18 protein-coding genes are annotated in these 18059 nt (G+C 59.2%); 17 read left to right on the forward strand and 1 reads right to left on the reverse strand.

The window, feature by feature from the left end; genetic code table 11:
* Nucleotides 1-12: 12 nt before the first annotated feature.
* The gene (locus tag AB5Z05_RS04680) at nucleotides 13-924 is read right to left on the reverse strand and encodes a GyrI-like domain-containing protein (RefSeq protein WP_368150291.1); all 912 of its coding nucleotides are present in this window, start codon (nucleotides 922-924) and stop codon (nucleotides 13-15) included.
* Nucleotides 925-1078: 154 nt separating this feature from the next.
* Here AB5Z05_RS04680 and fliE point away from each other — a divergent pair, with 154 nt between their 5' ends.
* From fliE to flhF, 17 genes are all read left to right on the forward strand, one after another.
* Nucleotides 1079-1396 (forward strand): flagellar hook-basal body complex protein FliE, encoded by a 318-nt coding sequence (gene fliE / locus AB5Z05_RS04685; RefSeq protein ID WP_005353687.1) that lies wholly within the window; start codon nucleotides 1079-1081, stop codon nucleotides 1394-1396.
* Between the two features lie 62 nt (nucleotides 1397-1458).
* The gene (fliF, locus tag AB5Z05_RS04690; RefSeq protein ID WP_005334750.1) at nucleotides 1459-3168 is read left to right on the forward strand and encodes a flagellar basal-body MS-ring/collar protein FliF; all 1710 of its coding nucleotides are present in this window, start codon (nucleotides 1459-1461) and stop codon (nucleotides 3166-3168) included.
* On the forward strand, nucleotides 3161-4222 hold the full coding sequence (fliG, locus tag AB5Z05_RS04695; protein ID WP_005334749.1) for a flagellar motor switch protein FliG: 1062 nt from the start codon (nucleotides 3161-3163) through the stop codon (nucleotides 4220-4222). Before fliF ends, fliG begins: the two co-directional genes overlap by 8 nt.
* Before the next feature lie 68 nt (nucleotides 4223-4290).
* Nucleotides 4291-5115, forward strand: coding sequence for a flagellar assembly protein FliH (gene fliH, locus AB5Z05_RS04700; RefSeq protein WP_181223823.1), 825 nt, complete (start codon nucleotides 4291-4293; stop codon nucleotides 5113-5115).
* A 52-nt stretch (nucleotides 5116-5167) separates the two neighbouring features.
* Complete coding sequence (gene fliI, locus AB5Z05_RS04705) at nucleotides 5168-6499, forward strand: flagellar protein export ATPase FliI (RefSeq protein ID WP_005334747.1); 1332 nt, start codon at nucleotides 5168-5170, stop codon at nucleotides 6497-6499.
* 27 nt (nucleotides 6500-6526) lie between these two features.
* Nucleotides 6527-6967: a flagellar export protein FliJ gene (gene fliJ / locus AB5Z05_RS04710; protein WP_005334746.1), complete on the forward strand. Its 441-nt coding sequence runs from the start codon at nucleotides 6527-6529 to the stop codon at nucleotides 6965-6967.
* A 67-nt stretch (nucleotides 6968-7034) separates the two neighbouring features.
* Complete coding sequence (locus tag AB5Z05_RS04715; RefSeq protein WP_368150293.1) at nucleotides 7035-8966, forward strand: flagellar hook-length control protein FliK; 1932 nt, start codon at nucleotides 7035-7037, stop codon at nucleotides 8964-8966.
* 57 nt (nucleotides 8967-9023) lie between these two features.
* A complete protein-coding gene (fliL, locus tag AB5Z05_RS04720) occupies nucleotides 9024-9539 on the forward strand; it encodes a flagellar basal body-associated protein FliL (RefSeq protein WP_005334744.1) in 516 nt (171 codons plus the stop codon).
* A 7-nt stretch (nucleotides 9540-9546) separates the two neighbouring features.
* Nucleotides 9547-10617: a flagellar motor switch protein FliM gene (gene fliM, locus AB5Z05_RS04725; protein WP_005334736.1), complete on the forward strand. Its 1071-nt coding sequence runs from the start codon at nucleotides 9547-9549 to the stop codon at nucleotides 10615-10617.
* Nucleotides 10618-10666: 49 nt separating this feature from the next.
* On the forward strand, nucleotides 10667-11059 hold the full coding sequence (gene fliN, locus AB5Z05_RS04730) for a flagellar motor switch protein FliN (RefSeq protein ID WP_005298791.1): 393 nt from the start codon (nucleotides 10667-10669) through the stop codon (nucleotides 11057-11059).
* A complete protein-coding gene (gene fliO / locus AB5Z05_RS04735) occupies nucleotides 11056-11436 on the forward strand; it encodes a flagellar biosynthetic protein FliO (RefSeq protein WP_005362049.1) in 381 nt (126 codons plus the stop codon). The genes fliN and fliO overlap by 4 nt, the downstream gene beginning before the upstream one ends.
* Nucleotides 11423-12196 carry a flagellar type III secretion system pore protein FliP gene (gene fliP / locus AB5Z05_RS04740; RefSeq protein WP_139730759.1) on the forward strand — a complete coding sequence of 258 codons (774 nt, stop codon included), beginning with the start codon at nucleotides 11423-11425 and terminating at the stop codon, nucleotides 12194-12196. Before fliO ends, fliP begins: the two co-directional genes overlap by 14 nt.
* A gap of 25 nt (nucleotides 12197-12221) precedes the next feature.
* A complete protein-coding gene (gene fliQ / locus AB5Z05_RS04745; protein WP_040065332.1) occupies nucleotides 12222-12491 on the forward strand; it encodes a flagellar biosynthesis protein FliQ in 270 nt (89 codons plus the stop codon).
* Nucleotides 12488-13285: a flagellar biosynthetic protein FliR gene (gene fliR / locus AB5Z05_RS04750; protein ID WP_019444720.1), complete on the forward strand. Its 798-nt coding sequence runs from the start codon at nucleotides 12488-12490 to the stop codon at nucleotides 13283-13285. Before fliQ ends, fliR begins: the two co-directional genes overlap by 4 nt.
* Entirely contained in the window at nucleotides 13278-14408 is a 1131-nt protein-coding gene (gene flhB / locus AB5Z05_RS04755) for a flagellar biosynthesis protein FlhB (RefSeq protein WP_368150296.1), read from the forward strand. Before fliR ends, flhB begins: the two co-directional genes overlap by 8 nt.
* A gap of 107 nt (nucleotides 14409-14515) precedes the next feature.
* Nucleotides 14516-16618 (forward strand): flagellar biosynthesis protein FlhA, encoded by a 2103-nt coding sequence (flhA, locus tag AB5Z05_RS04760; RefSeq protein ID WP_005353675.1) that lies wholly within the window; start codon nucleotides 14516-14518, stop codon nucleotides 16616-16618.
* Between the two features lie 16 nt (nucleotides 16619-16634).
* Nucleotides 16635-18059, forward strand: a complete 1425-nt coding sequence (flhF, locus tag AB5Z05_RS04765) for a flagellar biosynthesis protein FlhF (RefSeq protein ID WP_164536340.1) — start codon at nucleotides 16635-16637, stop codon at nucleotides 18057-18059.

The following is an 18059-nucleotide window of genomic DNA, read 5'->3' on the forward strand; positions in this document are numbered from 1 at the left end:
TGAGGTATCGGCTTATCGGTTGATCAGCGGGATACAGATATCAAACACGTAATGATCCCGGTCGGAGTCCGTGCCTGCGTGGTATTGCTCGTAACACGGACGATCGTCGCAGTTCAGCCCTTGACCCACTACCCAGCGAAACGCCGTTTCCCAGCAGGCAACCAGTTGATCGCCGCGAGCGATAAACTGACAAACCGCATAAGGGCCCGCGGCGATGGTCTGGGTGGTTAACTGGCGCCCAGCGGGGATCTCTGGCCCCAGCTCGATGCAGACGTCAGTACGGCAACGGGTCTCATCGGTGATATCGGGGATATCCCAATAGAGACTCAGGGTACCCGCCGGTGTCATCGCCTCGTCTGAGGCGAACAGCGCGAGCAAATCCCGATGAGCTTGCTCGCAGGTCTCTTTGCCATAGGGGCCCAGGCGGCGCATGTACGCCACGCGCCTAGCGGGCATCTGCCTGACGCTTGCCCCCTGCAACAGATCCGGGTGTTCGGTGACCGGGTGCATGACCAGGCCATCATAGGTGTCAAAGGGAAGGGGATCGTTTCCAATCTTGCTTTTCCAGTTTCCCCCCTGCAGCAGGCGGTATTCCGAGGGGCTCATGGCGAAGTGCAGGCGAAAGGCCTTGGCGAAATTCTGGGAGCTGGAGAACCCGGCCGCCAGTGCGAGGGTGGTGATATCGCTCTGGGGGGAGGCGAGCAAGCGACGGGCAGCGCGCTCCATACGCAGGCGCCGGGTAAATCCGGCAATGGTCTCGCCGACCATCGTCTTGAAAATACGGTGGAAGTGGAAGGTGGAGATGGCTGCCGCCGCTGCAACCTCATCCAGGCCCGGATTGTCATCCAGATGGTGGCTGATGTAGTCCATCGCCTTGAACACGGGTTTGCGATAATCCAGAGCGGACTCCTTGCCAGCCAGCAAAAGTGGGCGTCAGAGTCGGATTTAATCAGAGCCACCTGCCGTTGTCGAACCCGTCCGGTCTGGTCTGGCCACTCATCCGCATCGCGCTTTTAACGCATTGGCACTCTAATTGCTTGTTGCATGCCAGCGTCAATGATTTGTCTGGGGATGGAAAATGGAAATTAGTGCAAGCAGCCTGATGCAAGAGATGCAGGCGCTCAAGATCGAAGCAGGCGCAACGCCGCTGGCACAACCCGGTCGTCAGGTAACCTCCGACTTTGGTCTGCTGCTGCAACAGGCGCTTGGCAACGTCAACGAGCTGCAAGGGGCCGCCAATGACCTGCGTACCCGTTTCGACATGGGCGACAAGTCGGTGGATCTGGCCGAGGTGATGATCGCCGGCCAAAAATCCTCCATCGCCTTTGAAGCCACGGTACAGGTGCGCAACAAGATGGTCGATGCCTACAAGACCATCATGAACATGCCGGTATAAGCGACGCCAATAAACCATGACGACTGAACATCATGAACATGTCAGCAATAAGGACATAAATCGTGGCTACTGACCAAAATGGCGATCTGCTGATAAACGATGAGGGCACCGCCGCCCTCGATGAAAATGAGCAGAAGAGTTCGGCGCTGGGCTTCCTGTCCAACACCGATGTGCTGCGGCAAATCACCCTGATCCTGGGGCTTGCCATCTGTCTGGCCATTGCCGTGTTTATCCTGCTGTGGGGCAAGGAGCCGGACATGCGTCCCCTCGGCACCTACACCACCCAGGAGCTGGTGAAGACTCTCGATTTCCTCGATCAGCAGAAGATCCCTTACGAGGTGGATGGCAAGAGCGTGCTGGTCAACGCCGAAAGCTACCCCACTATCCAGCTGGCCCTGACCCGTGCCGGTCTTGCCAATGCCACCGATAGCAACATCGGTGGTGAAGATATCCTGCTCAAAGATTCCAGTTTCGGCGTCAGCCAGCGGATGGAGAGCGAGCGTCTGAAGCTGAGCCGCGAGCGCCAGCTGGCGAGCGCCATCGAGCAGTTCCAGAATGTGGCCAAGGCCCAGGTGCTGCTGGCCATTCCGAAAGACAACGTGTTTGCCCGCAACGAACGCAAACCCAGTGCCACCGTGGTGCTCAACCTGAAAGGGGCGGCGCTGGGGCAGGGGGAGGTGGACTCCATCGTCGATATGGTTGCCTCTGCCGTGCACGGCCTTGAGCCGACCCGTGTCACCGTCACCGACCAGAATGGCCGCCTGCTCAACTCCGGCTCGCAAGACCCGATCTCGGCCCAGACTCGCAAAGAGTTTGCCATGCAGCAGAAGCAGGAGCTGGAGTACAAACAAAAAATTGACGCCATCCTGATCCCGGTGCTGGGGGCCGACAACTATACGGCGGAAGTGGATCTCTCCCTCGACTTCTCCCAGCAGGAGCAGACCCGCAAGACTTACAACCCTGACTTGCCTGCAGTGCGCTCCGAGATGACCATGGAAGAGAACAGCGCCAGCGGCAGCAATGGTGGGGTGCCCGGTGCCCTCTCCAACCAGCCCCCTGCCGCCTCCAATATTCCCGAGGAGGCGACCGGTGGTGATGGTGCCAGCGCTGCCGCTTCTGGCCGTTCCCGCAAAGAGGCGACTCGCAACTTCGAGCTGGATACCACCGTCAGCCATACCCGTCGCCAGATGGGGGGCATTCGCCGCATGACTGTTTCGGTTGCAGTGGATTACAAAGCGGTGCCCGGTGCCGACGGGGCCGTGACTCGTGAGGCGCGCACCCAGGCAGAACTCGATACATTGCGCCGTTTGTTGAGCGGTGGCCTTGGCTTTGATGTGACCCGGGGTGATACCCTTGAGGTGGTCGCGATTCCGTTCAATCGCCCAGAGCTGGATACCGTGGCCGAGGTGCCGCTCTACGATCAGCCCTGGTTCTGGCGTGCGGTGCGGATTGCCGCCTCGGTACTGGTGATCATCGTCTTGATCGTCACCGTGGTTCGCCCCATGCTCAAGCGACTGCTCTACCCGGATGCCAAACCGGAAGGGGAAGTGGATTTCGACAACCACACCGTACTGGGGGGCGACGACGAGTTGAGTCTGCTGTCAGCGCAAGTCGAGAACGATCAGGTATTTGGTGTACGCGATGGTCAGCTGAAACTGCCGGATCTGCACCGTGATGAAGACTTGCTCAAGGCGGTACGTGCGCTGGTGGCGAACGAGCCGGATCTGGCCGCTCAGGTCATTAAAGAATGGGTAACGAACAAAGATGCCTGAAGAAAAGAAGAGTCAAGTCACCGGCAATGACATCACCGACAGTCAGCGCCAGATCCTCGACCAGATGTCGGGGATGGAGATGGCTGCGGTGCTGATGCTGAGCCTCAATGAAGAGGATGCCGCCCAGATCTTCCGTCATCTCGAGCCCAAGCAGGTGCAGCGGCTCGGTATGTCGATGGCCTCCATGTCCGACTTCAGTCACGATCGGGTGGCGGCGGTGCACCGTCAATTCATCGACGATATCCAGAAGTACACCAACATCGGTATCGGCAGCGAAGACTTCGTGCGCAAGGCGTTGGTGGCGGCCCTTGGCGAGGACAAGGCGAGCAATCTGGTGGACCAGATCATTCTCGGTTCCGGCGCCCGCGGCCTCGATTCGCTCAAGTGGATGGATGCCCGTCAGGTGGCCAGCATCATCCAGAACGAACACCCGCAGATCCAGACTATCGTGCTCTCCTATCTGGAGCCTGAGCAGTCTGCCGAGATCCTGAGCCAGTTCCCGGAGCAGGTGCGCCTCGATCTGGTGATGCGTATCGCCAACCTCGAAGAGGTACAACCTGCGGCACTGCAAGAGTTGAACGACATCATGGAGAAACAGTTCGCCGGTGCGGCCGGTGCCCAGGCAGCCAAGATGGGCGGCCTGAAGGCTGCCGCCAACATCATGAACTATCTGGATACCAATATCGAAGGCCAGCTGATGGACTCCATCCGCGAGTCGGACGAAGAGATGAGCCAGCAGATCCAGGATTTGATGTTCGTGTTCGAAAACCTCATCGATGTGGACGATCGCGGCATCCAGACCATGCTGCGGGAAGTGCCTGGGGATCTGCTGCAACGTGCCCTCAAGGGCTCCGACGATCAGATGCGCGAGAAGATCTTCAAGAACATGTCCAAACGGGCGGCCGAAATGCTGGCAGACGATCTGGAGGCCATGGGGCCGATCCGGGTCTCCGAAGTGGAAGCGGCCCAGAAAGAGATCCTCTCCATCGCCCGTCGTCTGGCGGATGCCGGCGAAATCATGCTGGGTGCCGGTGGCGGCGAGGAGTTCCTCTAAGCCATGGCCCATAAACAGAACCGCGATGCCAAGCCCGCATCAGGCAGTGGTGAGGAGCCGCGCAAAGCATGAACAACAAACTGCGTGGGTATGTGCGCCCCGAGGGCGATGATGCCCGGGTTGAGACCTGGGGCTGGCCCGAGATGGAGGTCGAGATAGAGGCGGGGGCCCCCACCAATGCTCTTGGCCTTGCCCCTGACTGGTATCAGCAGGAAGAGGAGGTGGTGGAGCCGGAGCCCGAACAGGAGCCGACCCCCAGCATCACCGCCGAGGAGCTTGAAGCGATCCGTCAGGCCGCCTGGGAAGAGGGGATGGCCGAGGGGCGTGAGTCCGGTTATGCCAAGGGTATGGAAGAGGGCAAGCTGGAAGGATTGCAACAGGGCCACTCTGCCGGTCTCGAACAGGGGCGCGAGGAGGGGCTGGCTATGGGCCGCGAGCTGGTGGAGCAGGAGATTGCCCACTGGCAGGGGCTCGCCGCGCGCCTTGCCAATCCGCTTAACGAGCTGGATCAGGCGGTGGAGCAGCAGTTGGTCTCGCTGGTGATGCAACTGGCCCGCGCGCTTATTCGTCACGAAGCGGAGACCTCCCCCCGCATTCTGCTGGAGGCGCTTAAAGAGGGGCTGGCCTTGCTGCCTGCCGCCGAACAGGGGGTGACTCTGATGTTGCATCCCGACGATATCGCGCGAATCGAACAGGCATTTGGCGCCGAAGAGTGCGCCAAGCGCCACTGGCGATTGCAGAGCGATCCCACCCTCTCTCCCGGCGATCTGCAACTGGCGACCGAGCTCTCCAGCATCGATTTGACCCTCTCCGGGCGCATCGATCAGTTGCTGCGCAACTTCTTGCGGGACAATGCGTCGCAGAAACCGGCTTCGCAGGATTCACGCCCATAACCGATGCCGGACGTTGCCGTCCGGCTGCACTTTTTAGCTCTCAGGAGGCCAGATGAGCGGCTCGCTACTGAACCGGTTGCAAGGGTACAAGGTACGCGACAGCGCCCCCAAACCGCCGGTCGCTGGCAAATTGACCCGGGTGGTGGGGCTGACCCTCGAAGCCATTGGCTGCCGCGCCGCCATTGGTGCTCTCTGCCGCATCGATACCCTTGATGGGACGCTGGAGGCTGAAGTGGTCGGTTTTTCTGGCGATCGCCTCTATCTGATGCCGAGCGAGCAGCTCAAGGGGGTGATCCCCGGTGCCCGGGTGGTGCCCATCACCGAAGAGCACGGCATTCCGGTTGGGATGAACCTGCTTGGTCGGGTCATCGACGGCATTGGTCAGCCACTCGATGGCCTCGGCCCCATTCTCTCCTCCCAGACCGTGCAGTTTGCCCAGCACCGCATCAACCCGCTCTCTCGCCGCCCGATCCATCAGCCGATGGACGTGGGGGTACGCGCCATCAACGCCGTGCTGACGGTTGGTCAGGGCCAGCGGATGGGGTTGTTTGCCGGTTCCGGTGTCGGTAAATCGGTACTGCTGGGCATGATGACCCGCGGCTCGGTGGCAGATGTGGTAGTGGTCGGCCTCATCGGTGAACGGGGCCGGGAGGTGAAAGAGTTTATCGAGGACATTCTGGGAGAGGAGGGCCGTGCCCGCTCCGTGGTGGTGGCGGCTCCCGCTGACGCCTCGCCGCTGATGCGGCTCAAGGGGTGTGAAACGGCGCTGGCCATTGCAGAATATTTCCGCGATCAGGGGCTCAACGTGTTGCTCTTGATGGACTCTCTTACCCGTTATGCCCAGGCCCAGCGTGAGATCGCGCTGGCGGTGGGCGAGCCGCCGGCGACCAAGGGTTATCCGCCCTCGGTATTTGCCAAATTACCGGCGCTGGTGGAGCGGGCGGGTAACGGCAGTGACGGCCAGGGCTCCATCACCGCCTTCTTCACCGTCCTGACCGAGGGGGATGACCTGCAAGATCCCATTGCCGATGCGGCGCGGGCGATCCTCGATGGCCACATCGTGCTGTCGCGCGAGCTGGCTGATGCGGGCCACTATCCGGCCATCGATATCGAGAAGTCCATCAGCCGGGTTATGCCTATGGTCACCTCGCCGGAACATATGGATCTGGCGCGCACCCTCAAGCAGTTCTACTCCCTCTATCAGCAGAATCGGGATCTCATCACCATCGGTGCCTACAGTCAGGGTTCCGATCCGCGCATTGACCGCGCCATCATTCAAAAACCCTATCTGGATCAGTTCTTGCAGCAGGGGATGCGCGAGGTCATTCACTACGATGATGGCCTGCAAGCCTTGCAGATGGTGGCGATGCCATTGATGCGCTGATGATGGTCGGTAACAGAGAGGTCGACGATGAGTAAAGGGCTGGTATTGTTGGCCGATCGGCTGGTGGAAGCGGAGCAGCAGTGTGCGCTGGCACTGGTGAAGGCGCAGCAGGATCTCAAGCTGTTCATGGATCAGCAAAATGCCCTCAACCAGTACCGCCAGATCTATCACCAGCAGTGGACCGATCGCGGCCTGCAGGGGATTTCGCCCCAGCAAAATACCCAGTATCACGCTTTTATCAACAAGCTCGAACAGGCAGCGACCCAGCAGTACGAAGGGGTGTTGCAGGTGCGTCAGGCGCTGGAACAGCGCCGTGAAGAGTGGCTGGCGGCCCAGCAGCGGCGCAAGGCGGTAGAGCTGTTGCTGGAGAAGCAAGCGAGCCGCGAGCAGCAGAAAGCCCAGCGTCAGGAGCAGAAGATGCTGGATGAGTACGCCATGTTGCGACGCTTTCATCAATCTGGCCTGTAACTTGCTTTGATATGGACATTGTCGGCGGCCATCTCTTTGGGGGCCACCAGAATTCAGGGATCCCATCATGATGCAGACACTGTTGACACAAACACCTTCGGCTCCGGCCAACGGGTTGGACAAAGCGCCTCTGAGCGGTTCCGTCGAGAGCAAAAGCATCGATGGGGGAACCGGCAGCGACAGCAAGGGGGATTTCGCCACCCTGATTGCCAAGGCCCGGAACAGCGAACAGGGCGCCGCCGAGGCAACTCAGGGCGGTAATCATGTCCGATCAGCCAAATCTTTGGCGACCGAAAGCGTCTCTCCAAAAGAGGAGATCGGCAAGGAGCAGGATCCTGACGCCGACAACAAGGTGGAGGAGGTCCCTGCCACCGACTTTCTGCTGCGCCTGCAAGATTCCCTCAAGCTCGATACCTCGCTAGTGACTCCCCAGCTGGCGGTGGCGGCCCAACAGAGCGCCACTGCGGTAGACGGCAATCCGTTGCCGCAAGAGGGTGAGCTGGAGGGGATTGAGCTTGATGAAAGCGAGCAGACTCCTGCCGCTGTCAGGATTGCCAGCCAGCTTGCCGGTCAGACCGGGGCGCAGTCGCCGCTGGCGACGACCGCCAATTCGGCTTCAGAAACCACCGTATCGTCCTCAGCGGCGCGAGTGGTGGCTAAGGGCGATGCCTCTGCTGCCGTTCTCTCCTCTGAAGGTGAAGATGCCGCCACCACTGCGGATGGGCAGTCCGGGGAGAAAGCCTTTGCCAAGGGCGAAACCCTCGGAGCAGATGGCAAGCAGACCAAGCCCCTCACGGGGGCAGAGCGAATGGCCCAGCTGGCCCAGCTGGCCAAGGTGCTGCCGGTCGATGAGTCGGCAAGCACCGCCAAATCCGCGGAGTCACTCGCTGCAAAAGAGGCTGGCGACAGCAAATCCGATCTCGCCGCCAGCAATGCTTTGACTAACAAGGGGCAGGCGACGCAAGCCGCGACTCAGGGGGCCGCGCTCAAGGCCTTCAATGAGGGGCTCAAGCAGCCTGAGGCTGGCACAGCTACAGCCACGGCTGAGGGCAGTGGTGCAACTGGCAAGGGGGCAGAAAAGGGTGCCGCCGAGGGTAGCCAGCAGCCAGCCAGCGCCGCTAATCAAGGTTCGGCGCCCGTGAGGACGGCGCAGAGTGCCGCAGAAAGTGCCGCAGCCCAGAGCAGCGTAACGACAAATGCGACGGCTCAGAGCGATAGCGCTGCCGCCCCCGTGATGGTGGCGCCGCAGCAGGTGTTGGCACAGGCTGAATCTCAGGGGCCGCAAGCACCGCTGTCGACCATTTCAGCCGGCATCAAGCAGATGGAAGTGACCGGCACCGACGAGGTACGCAAAGCGGTTTCGCTTGAGGTAAAACCGAAGGCCGGTGAGGCGGAGAAGAGCCTGGTTGCGACGACATCTAGCAGTGAGAGCAGCCCGAGCCAGACCGTTCAGCATGGCCATAACAGCCAGACTCAGCCACAGGTAGCCGATAGCCGGGCGCCCGCCGCTGAGACGACGCTGCGCCGTGAGCCGCAGAATTTACCCCATTTGAAACTGGCCAGTCAGGAAGCACCTGCCGAATTGCACCAGAAGGTCAATGTGATGCTGGCCGAAAAACTGCAACAGGCGGAAATTCAGCTCGACCCCCTCGGCCTTGGCAAGATGAAGATCCAGATTCAGATGGGGGCCGACAGCCAGGCCAACGTCCATTTTGTGGTACAACATGGCCAGACCCGCGAGATGCTGGAGCAGGCGATGCCCCGGCTGCGTGACATGCTGGCAGGGCAGGGGATCCAGCTTGGTCAGACGCAGGTGCAGCAGCAGTCGCAACAACAGCAGCAACAGGGCCAGCCCACCTTCAACGGGCAGGGGCAGCAAGGTCAGAGTAGTGGTCAGCCGTGGTCCGGTAACGGGCTGGTTGAAGGGGAACTCACCACTTCCAACCCCAGTTTGCTGGTGGAATCGACAAACGGTTCCGGAATTGATTTCTATGCTTGATGCAATCCCGAGTAAGTTTATGATATCGAACAAGTTTGAGACTAGGGTGGACAAGGGATGGCTGACGATAACGAGTTGACGCTAAAAGACCCGGCTGCGGGCAAGAAAAAGAAGCTGATCATTATCATTGCCCTGGCGGTTATTTTGCTGGGCGGTGGTGGTGCTGGCGCCTTCCTGATGCTCTCCGGCTCCGATAAACCGCCCGCTGAAGCGGCGGAAGGTGCCGAGGCTGCCCCCAAGGAGGAAGCGCCTAAACCTTCCCTCTATGTCGGTATGCCGCGCCCCTTTGTCTTCAACGTCGCAGGTGCCCAGCGAGATCGACTGGTGCAGATCAAGATCCAGCTGATGGTGCGCGGCACCGCCGACGAGACGCTGGCCAAACAGAATATCCCCCTGATTGAAGGCACCTTGTTGCGGGTATTCAGTGCAGCCAGTGCCGAACAGCTGATGACCTTTGAAGGCAAGGAGAAGCTGCGCAAGGATTCACTGGAAGAGTGCCGTCGGGTGCTCAAGGACCTGGTCTCTTCCCCCGTTATCGAACAAGTGCTGTTTACCGGCTTTGTAATGCAGTAGGTGAAGCGTGAGCGATCTGTTAAGTCAGGACGAAATTGATGCCCTCTTGCACGGTGTCGATGATGTCGAAGAGGAAGAGATAGGCGGCGCTGGAGACCCCGGCGTAGCCCAGTTTGACTTCTCCTCTCAGGACCGCATCGTCCGTGGTCGCATGCCGACGCTGGAGCTGGTGAATGAGCGTTTCGCCCGCCATATGCGGATCAGTCTGTTCAACATGATGCGTCGTACCGCCGAGGTCTCGATCAACGGCGTGCAGATGCTCAAGTTTGGCGAGTATGTTCATACCCTGTTTGTGCCGACCAGTCTCAACATGGTGCGCTTCCGCCCGCTCAAGGGGACGGCGCTCATCACCATGGAGGCCCGACTGGTCTTCATTCTGGTGGAGAACTTTTTCGGTGGCGATGGCCGTTATCACGCCAAGATTGAAGGGCGCGAGTTCACGCCGACCGAACGGCGCATTATCCAGATGCTGCTCAAACTGGTGTTTGAGGATTACAAGGATGCCTGGGCGCCGGTGATGGACGTGGGGTTCGAGTATCTCGACTCCGAAGTGAACCCTGCGATGGCCAACATCGTCAGCCCGACCGAGGTGATCGTGGTCAGCTCGTTCCACATCGAGCTCGACGGTGGCGGCGGCGATTTCCACGTGGCGATGCCCTACTCCATGCTAGAGCCGATCCGCGAGCTACTGGACGCCGGTGTGCAGAGTGACAAGGGGGATACCGACGTACGCTGGAGCAAGGCGCTGCGTGATGAGATCATGGACGTCAAGGTGGAGCTGCGGGCCAAGCTGCTGGAGACCGAACTCACCCTGCGTGAGCTGATGGAGCTGCGACCTGGCGATATCATTCCGGTCGATATGCCGGAAAATTTGCTGGTCTTTGTCGAGGACTTGCCCACTTTCCACGCCAAGATGGGCCGCACCAAGGATAATGTGGCGCTCAAGATCACCGACAAGCTCAAACGTCCGGAAGGGGTCAAGACGGAGATGCATCTGGTGACCCGGGGCGGGGTACGAATTGATGGCGAGGCCGAGCTGGAAGAGCTCGAGCGCAGTATCGAAGATCAACAGCGATAATTGACGGTTTATTACGGTAAACGGTCACGAAGTAGCATAAGGAAACAAGATGAGCGGAACTGAGGAAGAGGATCTGATGGCTGATGCCTGGGCTGCGGCTCTGGAGGAGCAGGTGACGGCGGAAGCCAAGCCAGCCCCGCTGGAAGAGTTGAAAGATGATGCCCCCATCAGTGCCGAGGAGCGTCGCAAGCTCGACACCATTCTCGATATTCCGGTCACTATCGCCATGGAGGTGGGCCGCAGCCAGATCAGCATCCGCAACCTGTTGCAGCTGAACCAGGGCTCGGTGGTGGAGCTGGATCGTGTTGCAGGCGAGCCGCTGGATGTATTGGTCAACGGTACCCTGATCGCTCACGGCGAGGTGGTGGTGGTGAACGACAAGTTCGGTATCCGCCTGACTGACGTCATCAGCCAGATTGAACGGATCAAGAAGCTCAAATGATGCGCCTCCTGTTGTTATTGCTGCCTGTTCCGGCCTTTGCCGAGACAGCGGCATCTGCCAACGTGCCTAGTCTGAGCTCCTGGTTGCTCTCCAGTCTGATGGTGATCGGTCTCATTCTGGTGCTGGGCTTTCTGCTCAAGAAGAGCAAGCTGGCGACCGCCATGGGGGGCGGCCAGATGCGGGTCATCGCCTCGTTGCCGGTGGGTTACAAAGAGAAGCTGCTGGTGGTCAAGGTGGGCGAACAGCAACTACTGGTCGGCGTAACACCGCAGCAGGTTAACTTTCTCTACCGGCTGGAGGAGCCGCTGGACGAAAACCAGCCTCAGGCGTTTTCCCAGCAGCTTGGCAAATTGATGGGCAAGCATGAAAAAAGCTAACGGCTTATGGCTGAAAACGGGGCTGCTGGTCAGCCTGCTGATACCACTGTTTTGCTCCTGGCCTGCGCTTGCACAGGACGCCATGTCGGCGGTGACCGTCAAGACCATGGGGGATGGCTCTCAGGAGTACAGCCTGACCCTGCAAGTGCTGGCGCTGATGACCGCGCTCTCCTTCTTGCCGGCCATGGTGATCATGATGACCTCGTTTACCCGCATTATCATTGTGCTGGGCATCTTGCGTCAGGCGATCGGTCTGCAACAGAGTCCCTCCAACCAGGTGTTGATCGGCATTGCCCTGTTCATGTCGTTTTTCATCATGTCGCCGGTACTGGATCGTATCAATGATGAGGCATTGCAGCCCTATCTGGCCGAGACCATTCAGACAAAGGAGGCGCTGGAGCGGGCCGAGTTGCCCATCCACCAGTTCATGCTGGCCCAGACCCGGATCAAGGATCTCAACACCTTTATGGAGATCGCCAACGTGCAGGTGGAGAAACCTGCCGATGTGCCGCTACGGGTGCTGATCCCTGCGTTTGTCACCAGCGAGCTGAAAACCGCCTTCCAGATTGGTTTTATGCTGTTCCTGCCGTTCCTGGTCATCGATCTGGTGGTCGCCAGTATTCTGATGGCGATGGGGATGATGATGCTCTCGCCGATGATCGTCTCGCTGCCTTTCAAGCTGATGCTGTTCGTGATGGTGGATGGCTGGAATCTCATTCTGGGGTCGCTGGCTAACAGTTTCGGACTGGGTGCCGGTTAGCCGGTCGAGCGCAAGGAGCCCGAACATGAGTCCTGAAACCTTTGTCGACGTCTTTCGCGAGGCGCTCTGGCTGGTCAATATCATGGTCAGCGCTGTGATCCTGCCCAGCCTCGCTATCGGCCTGGTGGTAGCCATTTTTCAGGCGGCCACCTCCATCAACGAACAGACCCTGAGCTTTCTGCCTCGTCTCATCGTGACACTGTTTGCGCTGGGGGCTGGCGCTCACTGGGGCTTGCAGAGTCTGATGGACTTCTTCGTGCTGATGGTGAACCAAATCCCCGAGGTGGTGGGATGACCTACACAACCGCTCTGATCATGGAGTGGTTGTCTTCCATCCTCTGGCCGCTGGCGCGGGTGAGCAGTCTGCTGATGGTGATGGCTGTGTTTGGCAGCCGCCTTGCTCCTGCGCGGGTACGGATGGGGCTGGCTTTGGCCATCACCTTTCTGATAGCCCCGTTGCTTCCGAAAATGCCCCCTATCGAGCTCTTCTCTGCTGGCAGTTTTCTGGTATTGGGCCAGCAGCTGCTGATCGGTATTGCCCTCGGTCTGATGACCCAGTTTCTGATGGAGAGCTTCGTGATGGCCGGTCAGGTCATCGCCATGCAAACCAGCCTCGGCTTTGCCACCCTGGTGGATCCGATGAATGGCCAGTCGGCCCCCGTGGTGGGTCAATTCTATCTGATGCTGGCGACCCTGGTGTTTCTGGCGCTGGATGGCCATCTGGTGATGCTGCGGCTGGTGATCCTCAGCTTTGAAACCTTGCCGGTGTCGGACGCTGGACTCACTTTACCGGCCATCCGTACCCTGATCGGTTTTCTCGGAGTGATGTATCAGGCCTCACTGGTGATGGCCCTTTCTGCCATCGTCGCCCTGCTGCTGATCAACTTCGCTTTTGGCGTCATGACCCGGGCGGCGCCGCAGCTCAACATTTTCAGTATCGGTTTTGCGGTCAGTATGATGTCGGGTCTGCTGATCCTCTGGCTCACTATCGGCGGGTTCCTCGGTCACTTCGACATCATGTGGGAGCGGGTGCAGGAGGTTAGCTGCGAGCTGATCAACACCCAGTGTTTCGGGGGCGCTCATGGCTGATACCGACCAGGAACGTACCGAACAACCCACGGGCAAACGACTGCAACAGGCTCGTGAAAAAGGGCAGATTGCACGTTCAAAAGAGCTGGGGACCGCTAGCGTTCTGCTCTCGGCAGTATTTGGCCTGCTGATGCTCAAGGGCTCGCTGGCGACCGCCATGATCAAGGTTGTCACCATGGGCTTTACCCTGGACCGGGAGCAGGCGTTCGATCCCAATGCCATGATCGCTATGGTGCCGGCGCTGCTGGGGGAACTGGTGCTTCCGCTGGGACTCTTGTTTGCACTGGTGGCGATTGCCGCTTTTATCGGCAACACCCTGATGGGGGGGATGAACTTCTCCACCGAAGCTATGATGCCCAAGATGAGCAAGCTGAGTCCATTCAGCGGCCTCAAGCGCATGTTCGGGGTGCAGTCGCTGATCGAGCTGGTCAAATCCATCGCCAAGGTGGTGTTCATCACCCTGTTTGCCTGGTGGATGCTATCCAGCCAGTTCAATCACCTGCTCAATCTCTCAATGGAGGGATTTCCCGGCGGCATTATCGATGCGCTGGAGTTGTTTCTCTGGATGCTGATCATCCTCTGCTGCGCCCTGCTTCCCATCGTTGCCATCGACGTGCCGTTCCAGCAGTGGAACCATATGCGTCAGCTCAAGATGACCAAACAGGAGGTCAAGGACGAGTTCAAGGACAGCGAAGGCAAGCCCGAGGTAAAGGGCAAGATCCGTCAGTTGCAGATGCAGATGGCGATGCGCCGGATGATGGGGGATGTACCCAAGGCCGATGTGGTGATCACCAACCCGACCCATTACTCGGTTGCGCTCAAGTATGATGCGAGCAAACCCGGTGCCGCGCCCAAGGTCGTGGCCAAGGGCACAGATGAAATTGCAATGAAGATCAGGGAGATCGCCAGAGAGTACGAGATCCCGATCATGCCGTCACCGGCTTTGACTCGGGCTATTTACTACTCAACCGAGCTGGGCCACGAGATCCCGGAAGGGCTGTTTGCGGCGGTTGCCCAGGTGCTCGCCTATGTCTTCCAGCTTAAGAAATTCCGTCGTGGTCAGGGACGCCGTCCCCAGCCGCTGGCTAAAGATCTCCCCATTCCGACCGAATATCGCAAATGACAAAGTTCTGACGTAGTCAAAATAAATCCATTGCATTTCAATGCCTTGTATTGTTGGCTTGATGTTTGCTTTAATCTGGCACCAGCAGGTTGAAATTGAGAAGAGCGATGGAATTCAAGGCAGTATTGGGCCAGTTCAAAGAGTACCGGGGAGTATTGGGCAAAGGCCTTGGCACCCCTCTGCTGGTATTGGCCGCGCTCGGCATGGTGGTGTTACCCATCCCGCCGTTGATGCTGGATGTGCTCTTCTCCTTCAACATTGCCCTCTCCATCGTGGTGCTGCTGGTATCCGTCTATACCCGCCGCCCCCTGGAATTTGCTGCCTTCCCGACCGTACTGCTGCTCGCTACCTTGCTGCGGTTGGCGTTGAACGTCGCCTCGACCCGGGTGGTGTTGCTGGAAGGTCATAATGGTAGTGCGGCGGCCGGCCATGTGATCGAAGCGTTCGGTAACGTGGTGATCGGCGGCAACTATGCGGTCGGCATCATCGTTTTCACCATCCTGATGATCATCAACTTTGTGGTGATCACCAAGGGTGCCGGGCGGATCGCGGAAGTGAGTGCCCGTTTTACCCTTGATGCGATGCCGGGCAAACAGATGGCCATCGATGCCGATTTGAACGCCGGCCTCATCAATCAGGAAGAGGCGAAGAAGCGTCGCCAGGATGTGACCCAGGAAGCTGACTTCTACGGCTCCATGGATGGTGCCTCCAAGTTTGTCAAAGGGGATGCCATTGCGGGCATCATGATCCTCTTTATCAACATCATCGGCGGCTTCATCATCGGGATGATGCAGCACCAGCTGACCTTCAGCGAATCGGCCGAGATCTATACCTTGTTGGCCATCGGTGACGGTCTGGTGGCGCAGATCCCCTCCCTGCTGCTCTCCATCGCCGCCGCCATCATAGTGACCCGTCAGAATACCGATCAGGACATGGGTACCGCAGTACTAGGCCAGCTGTTTGACAATCCCAAGGCGCTGATCATCTCGGCCGGGATTCTGCTGATGATGGGGCTGGTGCCGGGGATGCCGCATTTCGCCTTCCTGAGTCTGGGGGCTCTTGCCGCCGCTGGCGCCTGGTGGTTGCTGCGCCGCGAGAAACTGGCTGCCGCCAAAGCGGCCAAGGGCGAGCTGCTGCCTGCCACTGCCGAACAACCTCATGAGCAGAAAGAGCTGAGCTGGGATGATGTGATGCCGGTGGACATCATCGGGCTGGAAGTGGGTTATCAGCTGATCCCGCTGGTGGATCGCAATCAGGGGGGCGAACTGCTCAACCGGATCAAAGGGGTGCGCAAGAAACTCTCACAAGAGCTGGGCTTTCTGGTCCCGGCCGTCCACATTCGCGACAACCTGGATCTGGCGCCAAACCAATACCGCATCACCTTGATGGGGGTCAGTACCGGCGAGGCCAATGTCTACCATGATAAGGAGATGGCCATCAATCCGGGGCAGGTGTTCGGCCAGATCCAGGGGATAGCCACCCGGGATCCCGCCTTCGGACTGGAAGCGGTCTGGGTTGCCAAGGAGATGGTCTCTCAGGCACAGACGCTGGGGTATACGGTGGTGGATACCGCGACCGTGGTGGCTACCCATCTGAGCCAGATCCTGACCAACCATGCGGCTCTGCTGCTGGGTCATGACGAGGTACAACAACTGCTCGACATGATTGGCAAACATCAGAGCAAGCTGGTCGAAGGGTTGGTGCCGGAAGTGATCAGCATGGGTAACCTTGTGAAGGTATTGCAGAATTTGCTCAATGAAGGCGTGCCAATCCGCGATATGCGCACTATCCTGCAGACCCTAGTTGAATACGCGCCGCGCAGTCCGGATCCGGAAGTGCTCACGGCCGCTTGCCGGATTGCCCTGCGTCGCCTGATTGTGCAAGAGATTGCAGGCCCCGATCCCGAGCTGCCGGTGATTACCTTGGCGCCGGAATTGGAACGTATATTGCATCAATCCCTGCAGGCTGGTGGCGGTGATGGTGCCGGTATTGAACCGGGTCTGGCAGAGCGGATGCAGCGCTCGCTGGTGGAAGCCACTCAACGACAAGAATTGGAAGGCCAACCGGCCGTGCTTCTGACATCGGGGATCTTGCGCAATACCCTGGCGAAATTTGTCAAGAATGCCATTCCTGGATTGCGCGTTCTGTCTTATCAGGAAGTGCCCGACGACAAGCAGATCCGCATCGTCAGTGCGGTAGGGCAGAACTAGTTAGCGGAGACGACGGGTGAAGATTAAGCGGTTTTTTGCCAAGGATATGCGAACGGCTCTGGCCGAGGTCAAGGAGACTCTCGGGCCTGACGCCGTCATCATGTCCAACAAGAAGGTCACCGGAGGGGTAGAGATAGTCGCCGCAGTCGATTATCAATCCCAGGTTCCGGGGCCCAAAGATGCGCCGGTTCGCCGTCAGCTGAACGATGAGAGCGTCAATATTTCGTCTGCTGCACGGCAGATGATCCGCCCCGAGCCGTCGCCGGCGAAGGAGCAGAACGAACATTATGCCGATACCCTGGCCGCCTTGCTGGCGCGCCAGCAGAAGCTCAAGCCGGGCAATGGGGCGCCAATGGGCAATACCCAATCGGCCGGTCTGGCCGCTGCCAATGCAGCGCCCAGAACATTGGCCGAGCAGGGGCAGTGGGGCGCAGCCCCCGAACCTGCCAAACCCAAGGCCCGGGTTGCGTCCGGCCCGCGTGCTCCTCAACCTGCCCAGCGGGATCAGGAGATGGAGGGGATGCGCAAGGAGATGGCCAGCATCCGCAAATTGCTGGAGCACCAGATCTCCGGGCTGATGTGGCAAGAGGTGGAGCGCCGCGAACCGATGCGGGCCCTGCTGATCAAGGAGCTCAAAAAGCTCGGCTTTGATGATGCCTTTGCCGATCAACTGGCGGGACTGATCCCCGAAGATATGTCCATCCATCAGGCGATGGCCCAGTTGGCCGAAGTGCTGACGGCCCAGCTCAAGATCAGTGAGGACGAGATCATGCGTCAGGGCGGCGCGGTGGCGCTGCTTGGTCCGACCGGGGTGGGCAAAACCACCACCATCGCCAAGCTGGCGGCCCGTTTCGCCATGAAGTATGGCGCCGAGCAGGTGGCGCTGATCACCACCGACAACTACCGGATTGGTGCCCATGAACAGCTGCAGACCTATGGTCGCATCATGGGTTGCCCGGTACGGCAGGTGCGTGATGCCGAAGAGCTGGCCAATGCCCTTTATCAGTTCCGCCATCGTCGGCTGGTACTTATCGATACGGCCGGGGTGGGCCAACGGGATATCCGGTTGACCGAGCAGCTCGATACCCTGGTCAAGAATGCCAAGGTACGGATCCGCAGTTATCTGGTGATGTCGGCAACTTCCCAGCGTCGGGTGATGCAGGAAGCGGTTGACCATTTCCGGCGTATTCCATTAAGCGGCTGCATACTTACCAAATTGGATGAAAGTCTGAATCTGGGCGAAGTGATTAACGTGTGTATCCAGAATTCATTGCCCATCAGCTATATCACTGACGGACAAAGGGTTCCGGAAGATATTCAGGTTGCCAATGCGGCGCAGCTCGTCGGGGCTGCCATGGGCTCGCTGGAGCGAGAAACAGAGGAGCCCTATTTCTGGGGCGCAGGCTTTGGCGAGGCCGAAGATTCGGAGTTTTATGAGTAA

This window comes from Aeromonas sp. R2-4, assembly GCF_040908365.1.
Lineage (GTDB): Bacteria > Pseudomonadota > Gammaproteobacteria > Enterobacterales > Aeromonadaceae > Aeromonas > Aeromonas veronii.

Coding starts and splice junctions, on each gene's coding strand:
- fliG (WP_005334749.1), top strand. CDS start 3,161: ATGCCTGAAGAAAAGAAGAGTCAAGTCACCGGCAATGACATCACCGAC.
- fliJ (WP_005334746.1), top strand. CDS start 6,527: ATGAGTAAAGGGCTGGTATTGTTGGCCGATCGGCTGGTGGAAGCGGAG.
- fliL (WP_005334744.1), top strand. CDS start 9,024: ATGGCTGACGATAACGAGTTGACGCTAAAAGACCCGGCTGCGGGCAAG.
- AB5Z05_RS04715 (WP_368150293.1), top strand. CDS start 7,035: ATGATGCAGACACTGTTGACACAAACACCTTCGGCTCCGGCCAACGGG.
- fliN (WP_005298791.1), top strand. CDS start 10,667: ATGAGCGGAACTGAGGAAGAGGATCTGATGGCTGATGCCTGGGCTGCG.
- fliE (WP_005353687.1), top strand. CDS start 1,079: ATGGAAATTAGTGCAAGCAGCCTGATGCAAGAGATGCAGGCGCTCAAG.
- flhA (WP_005353675.1), top strand. CDS start 14,516: ATGGAATTCAAGGCAGTATTGGGCCAGTTCAAAGAGTACCGGGGAGTA.
- fliO (WP_005362049.1), top strand. CDS start 11,056: ATGATGCGCCTCCTGTTGTTATTGCTGCCTGTTCCGGCCTTTGCCGAG.
- fliR (WP_019444720.1), top strand. CDS start 12,488: ATGACCTACACAACCGCTCTGATCATGGAGTGGTTGTCTTCCATCCTC.
- fliQ (WP_040065332.1), top strand. CDS start 12,222: ATGAGTCCTGAAACCTTTGTCGACGTCTTTCGCGAGGCGCTCTGGCTG.
- flhB (WP_368150296.1), top strand. CDS start 13,278: ATGGCTGATACCGACCAGGAACGTACCGAACAACCCACGGGCAAACGA.
- fliP (WP_139730759.1), top strand. CDS start 11,423: ATGAAAAAAGCTAACGGCTTATGGCTGAAAACGGGGCTGCTGGTCAGC.
- fliH (WP_181223823.1), top strand. CDS start 4,291: ATGAACAACAAACTGCGTGGGTATGTGCGCCCCGAGGGCGATGATGCC.
- fliI (WP_005334747.1), top strand. CDS start 5,168: ATGAGCGGCTCGCTACTGAACCGGTTGCAAGGGTACAAGGTACGCGAC.